This window comes from Bifidobacterium sp. LH_389 (assembly GCF_056357235.1).
Map to the genome: position 1 here is coordinate 20,856 of NZ_JBKEVR010000014.1, position 17,828 is coordinate 38,683.

Sequence of the window (17,828 nt, forward strand, 5' to 3'; positions counted from 1 at the left end):
GAAGGCGAATGTACGCGTATCGGCAAAGGAGTCGAAGCATGAGTTTCCTGGATGACGATTACCTGCTGACCACCGACGTGGCCAAGGAACTGTTCCACGGGACGGCCGAAAGCCTGCCCATCGTGGACTATCACTGCCATCTGAGCCCCAAGGAGATCTACGAGGACCGCAACTTCCCGGACATCGTGGCCGCCTGGCTCACCGACGGCAACAACTACGGCGACCACTACAAGTGGCGCCTGATCCGCGCCAACGGCACGCCGGAGGAGCTCATCACCGGCAAGGGCGACCCGTGGAAAAAGTTCCAGGCGTACGCGGCCACCATGGAGAAGGCCATCGGCTCGCCGGTCTACCTGTGGACGCACATGGAGCTACGCCGGTACTTCGGCATCACCGAAACGCTCACCACGCGCACCGCGAAAGCCATCTACGAGCGCACCAACGAGATGCTCGCCACCAAGGACTTCACCCGCCGCGCCCTGCTGCGGCGCATGGGACTGGACACCATCTGCACCACCGACGACCCGGTCGACTCGCTCGAATACCACCGCAAGTTCAACGACGAGGGCGGCGACACCTTCGCCATGATCCCCGCCATGCGCCCGGACAAGGCCCTCAACCCGGACAAGCCCGGCTTCGCCGAATGGGTGGAGCAGCTCGAGCAGGTCACCGGGGACACGGTGGACTCCTTCGACGCCATGATGGGGGCCATCGCCAAGCGCGTCGACTTCTTCCATGACATGGGTTCGCGCCTGTCGGACCACGCGGCCGACCTCATGGTCTACGAGGAGGCCACCGCGGCCGAGCTCGACGGCATCCTCGACAGGGCCCGCGCCGGCGATCCGCTCACGGCGGACGACCTGGCCAAGTACCGCACCGCGCTGTTCCTCGAACTCATGAAGATCTACGACGCGCACGACTGGACCATGCAGCTGCACATCCACGCGCTGCGCAACGTGAACTCCGTGGGCTTCGCCGAGCATGGGGCGGACACCGGCTTCGACGCCCTGAACGACCGCTCCATAGCCGAGCCGCTGGCCCGACTGTTCGACGCTGCCGCCCGTCGCGGAGCCCTGCCACGCACCATCATCTACTCGCTCAACCCGAACGACTACCTGCCGATCGCCACCGTCATGGGCTGCTTCCAAGGCGGCGGCAAGAAGCAGCGCATGGCTCTGGGCAACGCGTGGTGGTTCAACGACACCCGCACCGGCATCCGTCGCCAGCTCGAGGTGATGGCCGAGGAGTCGCTGCTGGGCAACTTCGTGGGCATGACCACCGACTCCCGTTCGTTCCTGAGCTTCCCGCGCCACGAATTCTTCCGCCGCATCCTGTGCGAGCTGGTGGGCGAGTGGGCCGAACGCGGCGAGGTTCCGAACGACATCGACTACCTCAAGCCCCTCATTGCGGACGTGAGCTACAACAACGCCAAGGCGCTGTTCGCCTGACCGGCTGATCGTCTGACCACCTGCCGCCTCGGTCCCTGTGCGAGCGGATCGGATGCCCGGTGCCGGTATTCCCGGTGCCGCAGGCTCCGGTCCGCTCGTCTGCGTTGCGGGGCGGCGGATGGCGGGGTAGCGTCCGGTCGTACCAAATATTGGGACGCGGTTTCAAACGATGGTATGCTGTAAGACGTTCCAATCCATTGCATCGAAGAGGATCAATCATGGCACTAGCACCATCGTTGAAGCTCCCCACGATCACGCACATCCGCGCGTATTCGATGGGCGGCGCTGCAGCCAAGGTCCACGGTCAGGGCGGCGGCGACTATCACGATCAGGGCAAGGACCACTGGATCGACGACCACATCGCCACGCCCATGTCCAAGTACGACGAGTACAAGCAGTCCCGCCAGTCCTTCGGCATCAACGTGCTCGGCACGCTGGTCGTGGAGGTCGAGGCGTCCGACGGCACGACCGGCTTCGCCATCTCCACCGCCGGTACCGTAGGCTGCTTTATCGTCGAGCACCACCTCTCCCGCTTCGTGGAGGGCAAGCGCGTCGACCAGATCAAGCTCATCCACGACCAGATGCTCAACGCCACCCAGTACTACTCGGGCGGCGGCGGCGTGGTGATCAACACCATCTCCTGCGTGGACCTGGCGCTGTGGGACCTGTACGGCAAGGTCGTCAAGCTCCCCGTCTACAAGCTGCTCGGCGGCGCCGTGCGTGACGAGATCCACTTCTACGCCACCGGCGCACGCCCGGATCTGGCCCAGAAGCTCGGTTTCATCGGCGGCAAGATGCCCACCCACTGGGGTCCGGCGGACGGCGACGAAGGCATCGCCAAGGACATCGCCACCCTGAAGGAGATGCGCGAGCGCGTCGGCGAGAACTTCTGGCTCATGTTCGACTGCTGGATGAGCCAGGACGTCAACTACGCCACCAAGCTCGCCCATGCGGCGGCCCCATACAAGCTCAAGTGGATCGAGGAGTGCTTCCCGCCCCAGCAGATCGAGTCCTACCGCCAGCTCAAGAAGAACATGCCCGCGGGCATGCTCATGACCACCGGCGAGCATACCGGTACTCTGGAAGGCTTCAAGGAGCTCTCCGACGCCGGCGTGGACATCCTGCAGCCCGACGTCGGCTGGTGCGGCGGCGTGACCTCGCTGTGCGAGATCGCGGCCGTGGCCAAGTCCCGCGGCCAGCTCGTGGTGCCCCACGGCTCCTCCGTGTACTCGCACCACGCGGTCATCACGTTCACCAACACGCCGTTCAGCGAGATGCTCATGACCGCCCCGCACGCCGACTACGTGCGCCCGCAGTTCGACCCGGTCCTCATCGACGAGCCGGTGCCGCACGACGGCATCATCACCGCCGAGGAGCTGGACAAGCCCGGCTTCGGCGTGGAGCTCAACCGCGACTGCCCGCTCGAGCGTCCGTTCGAGCACTGATCCGACAGGCCGCCCCGCCGCCGCAGCCAACGCTCCTTATGGCTGCGGCCCGGGGCGACTGTCGTTTTGCCCAGACTCATGTTCCATGGCTTTTTGCCATGGCTTTTCGCCAAGGAAGGATGATGCAACGATGACATCCGTCGCTCTGCCCCACAACGAATTCAAGGTCGCCATCAAGGCCGGCAAGCAGCTCAAGGGCCTGTGGATCGCCATGGGTTCGGCCACGTCCATCGAGATCGCCGCCGAGATCGGCTACGACTGGCTGCTCATCGACGGCGAGCACGGTCCCAACGATCTGACCACGATCCTCGACCAGCTGCGCGCCGTGCACGGCTACCCGACCACGCCCATCGTGCGCCCGCCGCACGCCGACCCGGTGCTCGTCAAGCAGGTGCTGGATCTGGGCGCGCAGACCCTGCTGCTGCCCATGATCAACACCCGCGAGGAGGCCGAACTCATGGTCAGGGCCATCAACTATGCGCCCGAGGGCATCCGCGGCGTGGGCGGCGTGATCGCCCGCTCCGGCCGCTGGGGCCTGATCCCCGACTACATGCGCGATGCCAAGAAGGAGCTGTGCCTCATCCTGCAGGTCGAATCGCAGGAGGGACTCGACAACATCGACGAGATCGCCGCCGTGGACGGCGTGGACGCGATCTTCATCGGGCCGGCGGACCTGTCCGCCTCGCTCGGCCATCCGGACGACGCCGGAGCGATCCAGGACCAGGTGCACTACGCGTTCGAGCGCATCAAGGCGCACGGCAAGGCCATCGGATCGCTCGCCTTCGACCCCGCCACCGCGAAGAAGTACTTCGAATGGGGTGCCTCGTTCGTGGCGGTCGCCGGCGACACCGACGTGTACGTGCGTGGACTCAAGGCAGAACTCGCCAACTACGCGGACTGACCGCCCGCCGCGTCCGTTCGCCGTGTAGGGCCGCCGTCCCAAGCGGAATCGCCGGTGCCTGCGCTCGCAAGCCCTCGGTGATTCCGCTCCGGGGCGTGTCATGCGCGGCGGCCATGCCATGAAGGAGCTTTACGGATGAATGCCATGAATACCACGGGCCCGGTCATTCCCGGCACGCAGACCCTCATGAACGGCCTTGCGGTGCTGCAGGCCGTGGCCGATGGTGCCCTCACGCTCGCCGACGTGGTGAGCGCCACGGGACTGACCCGTTCCACCGCGCACCGGCTCATCCAGGCGCTTCGATCCGCCCGCTACCTGCGAGACACCATGGAGGGCACGCTGGCGCTCGGCCCGGCGCTCATCGAACTCGGCTTCCAGGCGCGTGATCAGGTGTCCCTGCGCGCCGTGGCCCGACCGGTCATGCTCGACCTCGCCGAGGAGGCCAAGGACACCATTCATCTGGCCGTGGAGGACAACGGCGAATGCCTGTACCTCGACAAGATCCACGGCAGCCGCAACGTGGAGATCCGCTCGTGGCCCGGCGTGCGCATGCCTCTGACGTACACGGGCATCGGCAAGGCGCTCCTGCTCGACAGCCCCGAACGCTGGGAGGATCAGTTCCGTCTTGACCGCGAACGCATGGCACGCCAGCCGCAGCACGACTTTTCCAGCACGCGCGCGTTCGTGAACGCCATGAAGACCTACGCCGAGCAGGGCTTCGCCTACGACCTCGAGGAGAACGAGCCAGGCATCCGCTGCGTGGCCGCCCCCATCCATGACGCGACCGGTGCCGTGGCCGGTGCGATCTCGGTATCCGCCATGACGCAGGTGATGCCGCCCCGGCGCATGAAGAGCCTCGGGCCGGTGGTGCGAGCCGCAGCGGACCGCATCAGTTTGGAGCTCGGCGCCAGGCCGGTCCGTTAATCGTTGGCGCGATGGTCGGTGCGACACGCCGACCAATCGGCTTTGCCGTAGCGGTGTGAGCGCTCACGGAATTGTGGTCCACGTCACATTCCCCTTTCAGATATGCGACTGACGGCAACGGTGGCAGCATGTTAGTTATTCAACTGGCATGTCAGTTTGCCGATTGGCATGTCAGCTGGTGGGACCCGTAAAGTCGCGGGTTCCCGGCCAATGTCCGGCACCAGCACGGACGTCACGTCCGCCGCCGGACCGGTTCGCATCGTGGACAAGAAGGGCTTCATCAAGGTGCAGCGCGCCCGTGCGCTGGCCCTGAAGACCGCGGCCGGCAACGTTCGCCAGGATGGCTTCGAGTAAGCCGTCGGGGTTGAACCGGGGCGGGTCGGCTTTCGTTGCAGACGGGCCGCCCGCCCCACCGCACGTCGTTCAAAGGGGCAATGTGGGAATCCTCAGATCCGATGGCACCGCCCGCCAGTTCGCCAACGACGACGAAAGGGATCGGTCGTTCGACGGGACCGTGGGTGACGAGGAGATCCGCGACGCCCTGCACGGGGCCATCGACCGCTTCTTCGACCATCTGGGCGGCTCGAACAGGAATGCGGGGGCGGACGCCGCGCTCGGTGGCACGAGCGGCACCGGCTCCGAGACCGCTCCAGCCGGACTGGCGGACGTGATGCGCCGCCTCGATCAGATCTCCGGCCGCGTCTACGGCGAATGGGATACGAACCGTCCCGGCGAGATCGCCGCCAAACTCGGCATCGCGGTGGGGGACAACCCCTCGCCCATGTCCGGCGTCGGGCGCTGTTCGCCCGGTATCTGCCGGACGGCCGCAACGCGCACATCGAAATTCTGGCTGACCCGCCCAACCGGTACGCCAAGACGCGCGAGCGGATCCTCTCCGCGGCGGCGCAACGAGGCGGCGCCGATGCGCTGCGCGCACTGATCCGGGAGCATCTGAGCAACTGGGCGCGTGCGCTGGACCGGCTTCGTTCGATCTGCCCGCCCGGATACTTCGTGGACTGATCGTCCTTTTCGCGAACGTGGACACGGACGTGCGTTTTGCGCTTTTTATTTATGCATATATACTTAACAAATAAGAACGCCGGACGGAGCCGTCAGTCGATGCGGCGAGCCGGAGACGCAACATGTCCCATCGGAGTGAAAGGAAGCCATCAATGTCCGCCATTGCCGCCGCCGCGCACTTTGCGCTTGAAGGCGCAGTCGAAAACGTCGAACCCTATGGCGACGGGCACATCAACACCACCTATCTGGTGACCTGCGCCCATCGCCGCTACATCCTGCAGAAGATGAACACCGTCGCCTTCCCGGACACCGCGAAGCTGATGCGCAACATCGAACTCGTCACCGACTTCCTGCGCGCCCAGGGGCAGGAGACGCTGGACATCGTGCGCACGCGTGACGGTGCCGCCTACTGGCAGGACGAATCCGGGGCATGGCGCGTATACGACTTCATCGAACACACGATCTCCTACAATCTCGTGCCGGACGCCTCCGTGTTCCGCGACGCGGGCGCCGCGTTCGGCTCGTTCCAGAACCGGCTCGCCGGGTTCGACGCCTCCGAACTGACCGAAACCATCGCACGCTTCCACGACACCCCCAACCGGTTTGAACTGTTCCGGCAGGCGCTCGCCGCGGACGTCATGGGCCGGGCGGCATCCTGTCGCGACGAGATCGGCTTCTACCTGGACCAAGCGGACATCTACCCGGTCATCGTCAACGGATTGGCCAACGGGTCGATCCCGCTGCGCGTCACCCACAACGACACCAAACTCAACAACATCCTCATGGACGCCACCACCCACAAGGCCCGTGCGGTCATCGACCTCGACACCGTGATGCCCGGCTCCATGCTCTACGACTTCGGCGACGCCATCCGCTTCGGCGCATCCACAGCCCTCGAGGACGAGCGGGACCTCGACAAGGTCCATTTCAGCGTCGAGCTGTTCCGCGCCTACACACAGGGATTCGTGGGGCAGGTGCGCCGCAGCATCACCGATCGCGAGGCCGCGCTCCTGCCGCTCGGCGCGCGCATGATGACCCTCGAATGCGGCATGCGGTTCCTCACCGACTATCTGGCCGGAGACACGTACTTCGCCACCAAATACCCCGAGCACAATCTGGTGCGGTGCCGCACGCAGATCCGGCTCGCCAAGGAAATGGAACGGCAATCCGCCGCAACCGCCGCGATCGTGGACGACGTGATGGGCTCGGCGGACGGAACGGTCGCCGGAGGCGCGCGATGACGGGCGGGGACGTCTACCGGAGCATCGACGCGCTGATCGCCTACGCCGAACGGCGGCTGGATCTGGACCCGAGGGACGCCGACTGGGCGCGCAACGGCATCTTCGCGCTGTATGGGCTCGGCTCCTACCGCGCCGCCGACGCCGATTCGGTCAAATCCGCCGCGCCCGTTCCGCTCGCACCGGACGGGCTGCTGGCCGATTTCCTCGAGGCCGCCGTGCGCGCCGGATTGTTCCCCAAGGAGGAAGGCCCCGCGCAGGCCGACCGGGTCATGGGTATCCTGTGCGCCCGCCCGTCCGCGCTGGAGGACTCCTTCGCCGCGCACGAACGGCAGGGCGGCGGCATGGCGGCCATGCAATGGCTCTACGACTACTGCGTGGCCGGAAACTACGTCAAGCGGGCGCAGCTCGACCGTAACCCGCGGTTCAACTCACACGGGCTCGTGATCACCATCAACCTCGCCAAACCCGAGTTTCGGACCATGAAGACGGCAGCCGCAGGCAACGCGGTGTCCGGAGGATACCCGCGGTGCACCATCTGCCACGAGAACGAGGGCTTCGCCGGCCGCGGCAAATGCACGCTGCGGACCGTCCCCGTCACGCTCGGCGGCGAGGACTGGTTCTGGCAGTTCTCGCCCTACGGCTACTTCAGGCAGCACGGCATCTGCGTGAACCGCAGGCACACGCCCATGCACGTGGACCGGGACACGTTCATCCACCTCATGGACTTCGTGGAACGATTCCCCGGTTACTTCCTCGGATGCAACGCCGCCCTGCCGCGCATCGGCGGATCGGTGCTTGCCCACGACCACTATCAGGGCGGCGGCGAAATCCTGCCCATGTTCACGGCGCCTGCATGGGCGACGCTTGCGCCGGCCGGAAGCACGGACGCCGTCGTGGAAATCCTCGACTGGCCCGGAACCGCGGTGCGCGTGGTCAGCTCGTCGCGCGAGGCGATCGTGGAGGTGGCCGACCTGATCCGCCGCGCATGGATCGACTACGACGACGAGCGCCTCGGCATCGCCAGCCATGACGCGAACGGCAACCGGCAGTCGGCGCTCTCGCCCAGCCTGATCCGCACCGGGCGCGGCTGGGAGATGAACCTCATCTTCCGCAACAATGCCGTGAGCGACGCGTATCCGGAGGGAGTGTTCCACGCGCACCCGGAGTTCTGGACCATCAAGCAGGAGGCGATCGGGCTGATCGAGGCGCAGGGGCTGTTCATCCTGCCCGGCCGCCTTGTGGATCAGCTCGGGCGGATCGAAGACTCGCTCGCCGAAGGCCTTCCGTTGCCGGAAGACCTTGCGGCGTTCGCGATGGTCCGGGACGAGATCGCCGCCATGTTGGAAGGCAACCGCGACCGTGATGCGATCCGGGTCGCCGTGCGCGGCGAACTCGGTTCCGTGTGCGAACGCATCCTCGGCAACACCGCCGTTTTCAAACGCAGGGAACAGACCCTCGCCTTCCTCGAAGGACTGGGCCTCGCACGGACCGGACAAGGAGAACTGTCATGACGGTCGCCATCAACGCAGTGGATGCCGGCTGGAGGGTCGGCGTGGACGTGGGCGGCACCAAAATCGAGGCCGTGCTGGTTGACGCCTCGGGTGAGATCGCAGCGAGCGACCGCGTGCCCGCGCGTCCCGGCAACGAAGCGGTGCTGGACGACGTGACCTCGTTGGTGCGCGGGGTTTCCGGCGGCCATGCGGTCGAAGCCGTGGGCGTCGGCATTCCGGGGCAGGTTGATGCGGCCACCGGGCGCGTGGCCCATGTGGTCAACCTCGGCATCGAGGAGTTGGAACTCGGCGCGCTCGCCGGCGAACGGCTCGGCGTGCCGGTCCATGTGGAGAACGACGTGAACGCGGCCGCCGCGGGAGCCGCGCGCGCCCTGTGCGGCGGCGACCCCTCCGGCACGATCGTATGCCTCAACTTCGGCACGGGCCTCGCCGCCGGAGTAGTCGTCGACGGGCGCGTTTTCCACGGGTTCAGCGGGGCGGCGGGGGAGATCGGCCATGTGCCGGTCGATCCGAACCGGTTCGTCTGCCCGTGCGGCCAGCGTGGATGCTTGGAAACCGTGTGCTCCGGCGCCTCGGTGGCGCGCCTGTGGCCCACGGACGACGGGCGGCCCGCCATGCCGGATCTCATCGCACGGGCGCGGGAGGGGCATGAGGATGCCGTGCGTGTGCTCGGCATGGTGACGCATGCGATCGCGGACGCCCTGCAGATGATCGGGCAGGCGTACGATCCGCGGCTCATCGTGCTCGGCGGCGGCATGGCGAAAACCGGGCGTCCGCTGCTGGACGTGATCGGGGAGGCCCTGCAAGCGCGCGAAGCCGACTGTCCGTTCCTCGCCGGATTGAGGCTCCGCGACCGGTTGCGGCTCGCCCCCGCGGACATGAACCTCGGCGCGCTCGGCGCCGCCGCATGCGCTACCGCAGATCCAAGTGGTCGCGCACCACGGCGATGGCCCCGCCGCGCAGCGTGACGTCCGGGCCGCACTGGCACCGCCGGATGATCGTGCGCGCGGTGAACGGCGACGCGGTGGTGGCGTCCAGCTGCTCCTGCGCCGCCTTGAGGAACGTTTCGTTGACCATGTCCTCCGGTCCGTACACGCATACGTCGCGAATGTCCAGCAGACCGACCGATACCGACAGCGCCGCGGCGAACCGGATGCCAGCCTCGCGAACGATCCGTTCCGCGTCGTCGGCGCTCTTCCCGGCCAGTCGTTCGCGCAGCGCATGCGCGGAGATGAGCATCTCCATGCAGCCGCGTTTGCCGCACGGGCATGGCGGGCCGTCGACCGGATCGATCGAAATGTGGCCGATCTCACCGCTCGCATGGTGCTCGCCGGCCACCGGCACGTCGTCGATGAGCGTGGCGGAGCCGATGCCGTAGTCGTTTTTGACGAACAGCAGGTTCGGGCCGGCCTGACCGAAGAAGCGCTCGGCAAGCATCGCGTTGACCGTGTCGTTGCCCACGGTGACCGGCAGGCCGAACCGACGCGACAGCATGGCGCGCAGATCCACGTCCCGCCAGACAAGGAACGTGGATTCGCGGACCACGCCGTTCTGAATCACACCCGGCACGGACACGCCGATCCCCAGTATCCGGTCGGTTTCGATGCCGTCGCGCAGTCGTTCGATGAGCCGGACGATCATATCCTCATCCACGCGTCTGCCCGCGTCGAGCGGAATTTCCATGCGCCGCTCCGGCACGCCGAGCAAGTCGGTCACGGCACCCTGCACAAGCCGTTCGCCGGACAGATCCACGCTGATGATCCTCAATCGCGTGGCGTCCACGCTAAGCAGCGTGCCGCGCTTGCCCTTGCCGGTGGCGTTCGTTTCGATGCCGCTCTCGCGGATCAGCCCTTCGTCGATCATGTCCGCCACCACGTCGGACACCGCCACGCGCGACAGTCCGGTCCTCCGGCCCAGTTCGGCACGCGAATACTGGTTCGAGGGAAACAACAGGCTGAACATGAGGGAGCGATTGCTGCGGCGCACGTCGGACGGGCTTGCCTTGGCGGCCCTCACGGGCGTGTGCAGGGGCAGCGAGCTGGCAAGAGGCTGGCCGACCATACCCCTCCTTTCGATGATGTGCATGCCTCGGTGCCACATTGCGCATGACCGCGCGTCACCGTCGGCATCCGGCCATTATACGGCACGCATGCGGCTCTCGGCAGTGGACCCGAGGTGTGTTCCGGGTGGGGCGAATCGCCGCGTCGCCTTGCTGTGCAAGAATCGGACGTATGCCGAATCAGAAGCAAGCCGTTCCGTCGTCCTCCAATTCCGCGCAGTCTCATGGCCACGGCCGTACCGTGGCCGTCGTGGTGGCGGCCGCGATCGTCGTCGTCATCGCGCTCGTCACCGCGTTCATCGCCCCCGGTTGGGCCGTGAAGAGGGATTCCGGCACCGCGGCTCCGGGCACCCAGACGCAGACCGCCACGCAGACCGCGCCGGCAACGCCCACCATCTCCCCGTCCGCGCTGCCGGGGGATGCGACCGAACTGCTCAAGGCCATGCCGGACACCGTGCTCAACTTCGCGCGCACCGGCGCCGGAGCCACCTCCACGTGGCAGTCCGCCAAGGTCAAGCCGATCGAGGAATACACGCTGACGTACTCCACCGGTACCGCGGCCGACGACGTGACCATCGTGACCGCCCAGTGGTCCAAGGCCGACGACGCCAAGACCCAGTACGACGCGCTCGCCGCCGCCTTGACCGGCAAGGAGCTCGCCTCCGGCAACATCAAGGTCTCCGGCTCCAACACCGGCTCGTACGTCACCAAGGAGGACGCCTCGGATTCCTCCCAGGCCGTGTCCGTCTGGCGCAACGACACCGTGGTGTTCCAGGCCACCGGCTCCAAGCAGGCCGTGCAGGACCTCACCAAGAACTTCCCGCTGTGATTTTTCCGTTGTGATGTTCCGGTGGATCCCCTGTCGGCCCCTCGTCGGATCCCTCCGCTGATTTCCTGACCGGATTGCCCGCGTCCGCGGCCAGTTGTAAATCTGTTACAAAACCGGCCGTCTGGGCATCTTCTCGCGGCACGTTCTGTAATGCCGTTACAAACCCGGTGCGTTGGGCACGGTCTCGCGGCGTGTTTTGTAACGCTGTTACAATTCCGTCGTTTTGGGGCATGGTCCGCGGCGTGTTTTGTAACGGTTTTACAAAACACGCGTTCAGGGCGTGGCTCGGCGTCCGTTTTGTAAATCTGTTACGGAATGGTCGCCGGTAGGGGTGTCGACGCGGGTGGCGGCATGGACGGGACGGTATGGACGGGTATCGGTGCGGACGGGATCGTTCGGCAGGTGTGCAAAACCGGCCTTGATCGTCGGCAGGGCTGCCGGTGCGAAAGCGTTTTGCGTTGCCGGCGGTAATTTCCGCAATGTCGGCGACACTGTGTCGACTCGGTTGCCGGGCTGCCAGAGCGGTGTAAAGCGTTGTGCGTCGCCGGCGACAGCGTGGGCACAATATGGGCACAGCGTGGGCACACTGTCACCAACCATACGAAACGCTTCCGGCCAGCCGGCAGGGATCGGCGAGTGAACGACATCGGTCACAGCCTTAACCGCGCGCTTGGCGAGACGATCCTGCGCGGGCGGCCTGCATGGGCATGCATACGGACCGACTGTGTGGACGTCCGCATGCATCGTAAGCGTCCGCATGCGTTGTCGGCGTCTGGCGCGCAACCCGTGGCAACGGAACATCCGTGCGGGCCCCCGCGAACATAGGCTGTCGGTAGGCAACGGGGCCGGCCGCCGCCATGAGGTGCGACGGCGTGGCCGCGGTTACGACTCACAATGCAGTGAATAGTGCGGTGAACGAGGCAGACAAGGGAGGAAACATGCGGCTGGAAGCGGTTACGGTGGGCGCGCGGTTCGCGGTCATCGCCATGAGGGATGCGGGCATCTGGCGTACGGCGAACCGGTGGCGGGTGCTCGTGGACGGAAAACCGGCGCTGGAGACCGACCGCGTGGTGACGTATGTGGATGGTCTGGAGCCGGACCGCGAGCACGCGATCCGCTACGAGCCGATCGATGATGATTCGGCCAATCCGCCGGAATCGCAGGAGATCGCCGTCCATACCGCGCACGAATCGTTCAGCCTGAACGTACGCGACTTCGGTGCGATCGGCGACGGCGTTCACGACGACACCCAGTCGATCATGGCTGCGATCATGGCCGCCCCCAAGGCCGCCCGCGTGCTCGTGCCGGCCGGCGAGTGGCTCGTCAAGAACCTGTTCCTCAAATCGGACGTCACCCTGGAAATCGCCGAGGGCGCCACGATCTTGGCCCGCCACGACCGAGAAAGCCTCGCCTACCTGCCGGTCACGCAGCAGGGCGCCCCCGGCGACGGCTACGACGGCACCGGCAGCCTGCCGCTGGGCACATGGGAGGGCGAATCCGTCATCCCCATGTTCTGCGGCGTGATCACCGGCATCGGCGTCGAGAATGTCACCGTGTGCGGCCGGGGCACCATAGACGGTTGCGCCAGCTGGGACGAGGGCAACTGGTGGCCCAACCACCACGACATCCGCATCGCCGCCCGCCCGCACATGGTGTTCATGTCCGACTGCGACCATACGACGTTCGCCGGCATCACCGTGCGCAATTCGCCGAGCTGGAACTTCCACCCCACGCTGTGCCGCGACTTCACGCTGGCCTGCGTCACCATCGAAAGCCCGAAGGTCTCGCCCAACACCGACGGCTTCGACCCGGAATCCTGCGACGGCGTGCACGTCATCGGCACGCACTTCTCCGTGGGGGACGACTGCATCGCCGTCAAGTCCGGCAAGATCTCCATGCCGCGTGCGCTGCGCCCCGCCTGCCGCAACATCCTCATCGAACAGTGCTACATGCACGACGGCCACGGCTCCGTGGTGCTCGGCTCCGAGGCATCCGGCGGCATCGAGGACCTCACCGTGCGCGACTGTCTGTTCGAGCGCACTGACCGCGGCCTGCGCATCAAGTCCCGGCGCGGGCGCGGCAAGGACTCCGTATACCGCAACATCCGCTTCGAGCACATCCGCATGGACGGCGTGCTCACCCCGTTCGTGGTCAACTCGTTCTACTTCTGCGACCCGGACGGCAAGAGCGACTACGTGCAGAACCGTGCGCCCCTGCCGGTGGACGAGCGCACGCCCAAGGTGGAATCGCTGGAATTCCGGGACATCGAGGCGCTCAACTGCCATGCCGCGGCCACGTGGATCGCCGGCCTGCCGGAAAGCAAGGTGGGCCGGCTCGAACTGCATAACGTGCACGTCACCTTCGCGCCGGACGCACAGCCCACCGTGCCCGCCATGGCCTGCCATGTGGAACCGATGGCCCGGCAGGGCATCATCGCCCAGAACGTGGAGACGCTGGTGCTCGACGGCGTGCGCGTGGAAGGCCAGGACGGCGACGAACTGCAGCTGACCGACGTGGACCGGGTGGTGCGCCGATGAGCGCCGCCGCAACCGTGGCGCCCGTGACGCTGACCGTCTCTCGCGACGGCACCGGGGACTGCACCACGATCGGCGAGGCGCTCGACCTCCTCATGGGCCGGGACGACGGGCTCACCCCAGCCGAAATCCGCGTGGCGCCGGGGGAGTACCGGGAGCGGCTCACGATCCGCCGGCCGAACCTCACGATCGCCGCCGCCGGTGCGCCCCGGTCCGTCCGCATCGTCTCCGGTCTGGGCGGCCGCATGCCCTCGCCGGACGGACAGGGCGGCAAGCGCGGCACCTTCCGCACCGCCACCGTGTTCGTGGATACGCATGACGTGACACTGCGGGGACTCATCGTGGAAAACGACGCCGGAGACGGGCGCGAGGTCGGTCAGGCGATTGCCCTGTATGCGGACGGCGACCGGTTCACGGTCGACGACTGCGCGCTGCTGGGCCACCAGGACACGCTATTCACCGGTCCGCTGCCGCCCAGGGAGATCGAGCCGTTCGGCTTCCTCGGCCCCAAGCGCCTCGCACCGCGCACGGTGGGTCGCCAACTCTACCGCAACTGCCTGATCGCCGGGGACGTGGACTTCATCTTCGGCTCGGCGCGCGCCTACTTCGAGACGTGCGAGATCCGCTCGCTCAACCGCGGCGAGACGGTGAACGGCTATGCGACCGCCGCATCCACGCCCGAAGGCGAGCCGTTCGGCTACGTGTTCAGCCGTTGCCGGTTCACCGCCGACCCGACGGACCCTCCCGCGGACGGCACCGTGTATCTGGGGCGACCGTGGCGCGAATGGGCGCAGGTGGCGCTGATCGACTGTGAACTGGGCGCGCATGTCAATCCGGCCGGATGGCATGACTGGGGCAAGCCGGGCGCTCGTCGCCATGCGCGGTTCGAGGCAGTGAACGCGGCGGGGCCGGGTGCCGACGCGGCGGCATGGCCGGATTGGGTGCATGTGCTCCCGCCATCGGAGCGGGGGCGGTTCGCGCGCGACCGCGTGCTGGGCTTCTGAGTGGGAGTTCGGATGGCCGGCAATGCCGTCCACGGCGAAGGCCCTGAGCCCCTGCAGACCGCCGCGGAGGAACGGCATCATGCAACCGTTGCCAACAGAAAGCGGTACCGGGCCTTGGCATGCCATAATGATGCGCAAAGAGTCACCGCACGCCAGACCGCAACGCCGCGGCACAGCCGACAACGAAGGAGTACAGCGCATGGACGGCTCCCGCATCATCGATACGTATATACGCCAGCTCATCGAGACCAGTACGCCCGAAGCTCCCGCATGGAACATCGAAAAGATCCGTGCCGGCAAGGCCTCGAACACGTGGAACTACGTGGACGGGTGCATGATCAAGGCGCTCCTCGACCTGTACGACATCATCGGCCGAGACGTCTATCTGGAATTCGCCGACCGGTTCATCGACCATTTCGTGCGCGAAGACGGCTCCATCGCCTCCTATGACCCCGAGGAGTACAACCTCGACAACGTCAACGCCGGCAAGACCCTGCACCGGCTGTACTCCATCACCGGCAAGGCAAAGTACCGCAAGGCCATGGACGTGATCCGCGGCCAGCTCGACCGCCAGCCGCGCACCGTGGAGGGCAGCTTCTGGCACAAGCTCATCTACCCGAACCAGGTCTGGCTCGACGGCCTGTACATGGCCCAGCCGTTCTACATGCAGTACGAGCTGAGCTTCAACGACGGGCGCGGCTGCGCGGACGCCATCCACCAGTTCGCCGTGGTGCGCGAACGCATGCGCGACGATCGCAACGGCCTGTACCGTCATGCCTATGACGCCTCCCGCGAGGCGTTCTGGTGCGATCCGGTCACCGGACTGTCCGACTGCTGCTGGCTGCGCGCGGAGGGCTGGTTCGCCATGGCGCTCATCGACACGTGGGAGCTCATGCCCGAGCGCATGAGCGCGGAGCGCGACCTGCTGCGCCGCATGTTCCACGAACTCGTCGACGCCATGCTGCCCTACCGGGACGGCGAGACCGGTATGTGGCGCCAGGTGATCAACCTGCCGAACATCGCCCCGAACTATCCGGAGACCTCCGGATCGGCCATCTTCGCCTACGCGATCATGAAGGGCGCACGGCTCGGGGCATTGCCAAGGCAATATTTCGACATCGGTCTGAAGGTCTATCATGGGATCTGCGACACGCAGCTCACCGAGGAAGACGGACGGCTGGCGCTCGGCGGCATCTGCCTTGTGGCGGGGCTGGGCAACACGGAGCACCGGGAGGGTACGTTCGACTACTACATGCGCGAGCCGATCGTGCGCAATGACGCGAAGGGCGTGGCCCCGCTGGTGCTGGCCTACGTCGAAGTGCTGCGCGGCGGGCGTCGCGCGGAAGGGGAGTGAACCATGATCGTCACCAACAACGGACTGCACGCCAGCGTTTCGGACACGAAGATCACGCTGTTCTGGGATCAGGGCTTCGCCGAGACGCCGAGGTCCATCTACCGCGTCCGCTTCGACGGGTCCGAGGCGGCGAAGGTGGACCGCACGCACGTCACGTTCCTGGGCCTTGCGCCGGACACGTCCTACGAGTTCGCGGTGTGCATGAGCGAGGAAGGGGAGTACGGGGACTTCGAGCCCATGCTCGCCGGCACGTTCCGCACGCTGCCGGCCAAGCGGGAGATCGACGTGACCGCCGCGCCCTACAACGCCGTAGGCGACGGCGAGACGGTCAACACGGCGGCCCTCCAGCGCGCGCTCGACGACTGCGGTCCAGGAGACCGGGTGGTCGTGCCCGCCGGCACGTTCCTCACCGGGGCGCTGACCATGCATTCCGACAGCGAGCTCAAGGTGCTGCGCGGCGGCACCGTTCAGGGCACCGCGGACCCGTCCGACTACGAGCCGCGCGTGTGGACCCGGTTCGAGGGCACGGAATGCGAATGCTACGCGAGCCTCATCAACGTGGGCGTCATGGACCACGACGCCGGCTACACCACGCATAACGTGACCATCACCGGCGAAGGGGCCATTCTCGGCGGAGGCGCGGAACTCATGCGCCGCACCATCGACCTGCAGCGCGAGCTCATGAAGGACGAACTCGCCGCCATGGCCGACTACATCGCCACCTGCGAGAACGAGGACACCGTGCCCGCGCGCGTGCGCGGCCGTCTCATCAACGTGGCCAACGCGCAGAACGTGGAGATCTCCGGTCTTACGGTCGGCATGAGCCCCAGCTGGAACGTGCAGCTCATCTACTCGGACACGGTCGCCACGTACGGCTGCTCGTTCACGTCCGCCGGCGTGTGGAACGGCGACGGCTGGGATCCGGACTCGTCGTCCAACTGCTGGCTGTTCGACTCCCGGTTCGATACGGGCGACGACATGGTGGCCATCAAGTCCGGCAAGAATCCGGAGGGTAATGCGATCGGCCGGCCCGCCAAGCACATCCGCGTGTTCGACTGCGAGGCCACGCGCGGCCACGGCATCGCCATCGGCTCGGAGATGAGCGGCGGCGTGGAGGACGTCAAGGTGTGGGACGTGGACATCTCCCATGCCCGCTTCGGCTTCCAGATCAAGGGCACGCCCAAGCGCGGCGGCTACGTGCGCGACGTGATCGTGCGAGACTGCGACGTGGCGGCCATCACCATCAGCGCCGTGCCGTACAACGACGACGGCGAGCCCGGCCCCGACCAGCCGGTGTTCGAGCACATCGTGTTCGACCGCGTGCATGCGCTCGGCCGCTTCTGGGGCGACGAGCACGATGCGGACCCGCTGCACGCGGTGCCGGCGATCCTCATTCAGGGGTTCGACAAGCCCGGCCACGAGGTGCGGGACGTGGCGTTCCGCAACGTGACGCTCGGCGGTGTGGAGCACGGTTCGGGCACGGTGGAGCTTTCACGCGCGCAGGGCGTTCGGTTCGAGAACCTCAAGGCGCTGTAGGCCGGGAGCCGGGCCGCATTCG

The 17,828-nt window shown here is 66.6% G+C and carries 15 protein-coding genes; 14 read left to right on the plus strand and 1 reads right to left on the minus strand.

The annotated features are described in order from the left end of the window. Positions 1 to 38: 38 nt before the first annotated feature. The 9 genes from uxaC (at position 39) to AC1AZA_RS09990 (ending at position 9,458) form a co-directional block, all read left to right on the plus strand. Positions 39 to 1,448, plus strand: coding sequence for a glucuronate isomerase (gene uxaC / locus AC1AZA_RS09950; RefSeq protein WP_476514503.1), 1,410 nt, complete (start codon positions 39 to 41; stop codon positions 1,446 to 1,448). A 218-nt stretch (positions 1,449 to 1,666) separates the two neighbouring features. Beyond that, a complete protein-coding gene (gene rhmD, locus AC1AZA_RS09955) occupies positions 1,667 to 2,893 on the plus strand; it encodes an L-rhamnonate dehydratase (protein WP_476514504.1) in 1,227 nt (408 codons plus the stop codon). 130 nt (positions 2,894 to 3,023) lie between these two features. After that, positions 3,024 to 3,794, plus strand: coding sequence for an HpcH/HpaI aldolase family protein (locus AC1AZA_RS09960; RefSeq protein ID WP_476514505.1), 771 nt, complete (start codon positions 3,024 to 3,026; stop codon positions 3,792 to 3,794). Between the two features lie 135 nt (positions 3,795 to 3,929). After that, entirely contained in the window at positions 3,930 to 4,718 is a 789-nt protein-coding gene (locus AC1AZA_RS09965; protein ID WP_476514506.1) for an IclR family transcriptional regulator, read from the plus strand. Positions 4,719 to 4,928: 210 nt separating this feature from the next. After that, on the plus strand, positions 4,929 to 5,072 hold the full coding sequence (locus AC1AZA_RS09970; protein WP_476514507.1) for a hypothetical protein: 144 nt from the start codon (positions 4,929 to 4,931) through the stop codon (positions 5,070 to 5,072). A gap of 82 nt (positions 5,073 to 5,154) precedes the next feature. Then, positions 5,155 to 5,658 (plus strand): hypothetical protein, encoded by a 504-nt coding sequence (locus tag AC1AZA_RS09975; protein WP_476514508.1) that lies wholly within the window; start codon positions 5,155 to 5,157, stop codon positions 5,656 to 5,658. Between the two features lie 232 nt (positions 5,659 to 5,890). Then, a complete protein-coding gene (locus tag AC1AZA_RS09980) occupies positions 5,891 to 6,979 on the plus strand; it encodes a phosphotransferase enzyme family protein (RefSeq protein ID WP_476514509.1) in 1,089 nt (362 codons plus the stop codon). Further along, positions 6,976 to 8,490: a UDP-glucose--hexose-1-phosphate uridylyltransferase gene (locus AC1AZA_RS09985; protein WP_476514510.1), complete on the plus strand. Its 1,515-nt coding sequence runs from the start codon at positions 6,976 to 6,978 to the stop codon at positions 8,488 to 8,490. Before AC1AZA_RS09980 ends, AC1AZA_RS09985 begins: the two co-directional genes overlap by 4 nt. Beyond that, positions 8,487 to 9,458, plus strand: a complete 972-nt coding sequence (locus AC1AZA_RS09990) for an ROK family protein (RefSeq protein ID WP_476514511.1) — start codon at positions 8,487 to 8,489, stop codon at positions 9,456 to 9,458. The genes AC1AZA_RS09985 and AC1AZA_RS09990 overlap by 4 nt, the downstream gene beginning before the upstream one ends. Here the strand turns inward: AC1AZA_RS09990 and AC1AZA_RS09995 are convergent. Then, complete coding sequence (locus AC1AZA_RS09995; RefSeq protein ID WP_476514512.1) at positions 9,403 to 10,551, minus strand: ROK family transcriptional regulator; 1,149 nt, start codon at positions 10,549 to 10,551, stop codon at positions 9,403 to 9,405. The genes AC1AZA_RS09990 and AC1AZA_RS09995 overlap by 56 nt on opposite strands. A 170-nt stretch (positions 10,552 to 10,721) precedes the next feature. Between AC1AZA_RS09995 and AC1AZA_RS10000 the strand changes: the two genes are divergently transcribed. The 5 genes from AC1AZA_RS10000 (at position 10,722) to AC1AZA_RS10020 (ending at position 17,806) form a co-directional block, all read left to right on the plus strand. After that, positions 10,722 to 11,378 carry a hypothetical protein gene (locus AC1AZA_RS10000; protein WP_476514513.1) on the plus strand — a complete coding sequence of 219 codons (657 nt, stop codon included), beginning with the start codon at positions 10,722 to 10,724 and terminating at the stop codon, positions 11,376 to 11,378. A gap of 938 nt (positions 11,379 to 12,316) precedes the next feature. Beyond that, positions 12,317 to 13,915, plus strand: a complete 1,599-nt coding sequence (locus AC1AZA_RS10005; RefSeq protein ID WP_476514514.1) for a glycoside hydrolase family 28 protein — start codon at positions 12,317 to 12,319, stop codon at positions 13,913 to 13,915. Then, positions 13,912 to 14,916, plus strand: coding sequence for a pectinesterase family protein (locus AC1AZA_RS10010; RefSeq protein WP_476514515.1), 1,005 nt, complete (start codon positions 13,912 to 13,914; stop codon positions 14,914 to 14,916). Before AC1AZA_RS10005 ends, AC1AZA_RS10010 begins: the two co-directional genes overlap by 4 nt. Positions 14,917 to 15,115: 199 nt before the next feature. Next, the gene (locus AC1AZA_RS10015) at positions 15,116 to 16,270 is read left to right on the plus strand and encodes a glycoside hydrolase family 88/105 protein (protein ID WP_476514516.1); all 1,155 of its coding nucleotides are present in this window, start codon (positions 15,116 to 15,118) and stop codon (positions 16,268 to 16,270) included. Between the two features lie 3 nt (positions 16,271 to 16,273). Then, positions 16,274 to 17,806 (plus strand): glycoside hydrolase family 28 protein, encoded by a 1,533-nt coding sequence (locus tag AC1AZA_RS10020; RefSeq protein ID WP_476514517.1) that lies wholly within the window; start codon positions 16,274 to 16,276, stop codon positions 17,804 to 17,806. Positions 17,807 to 17,828: the final 22 nt, after the last annotated feature.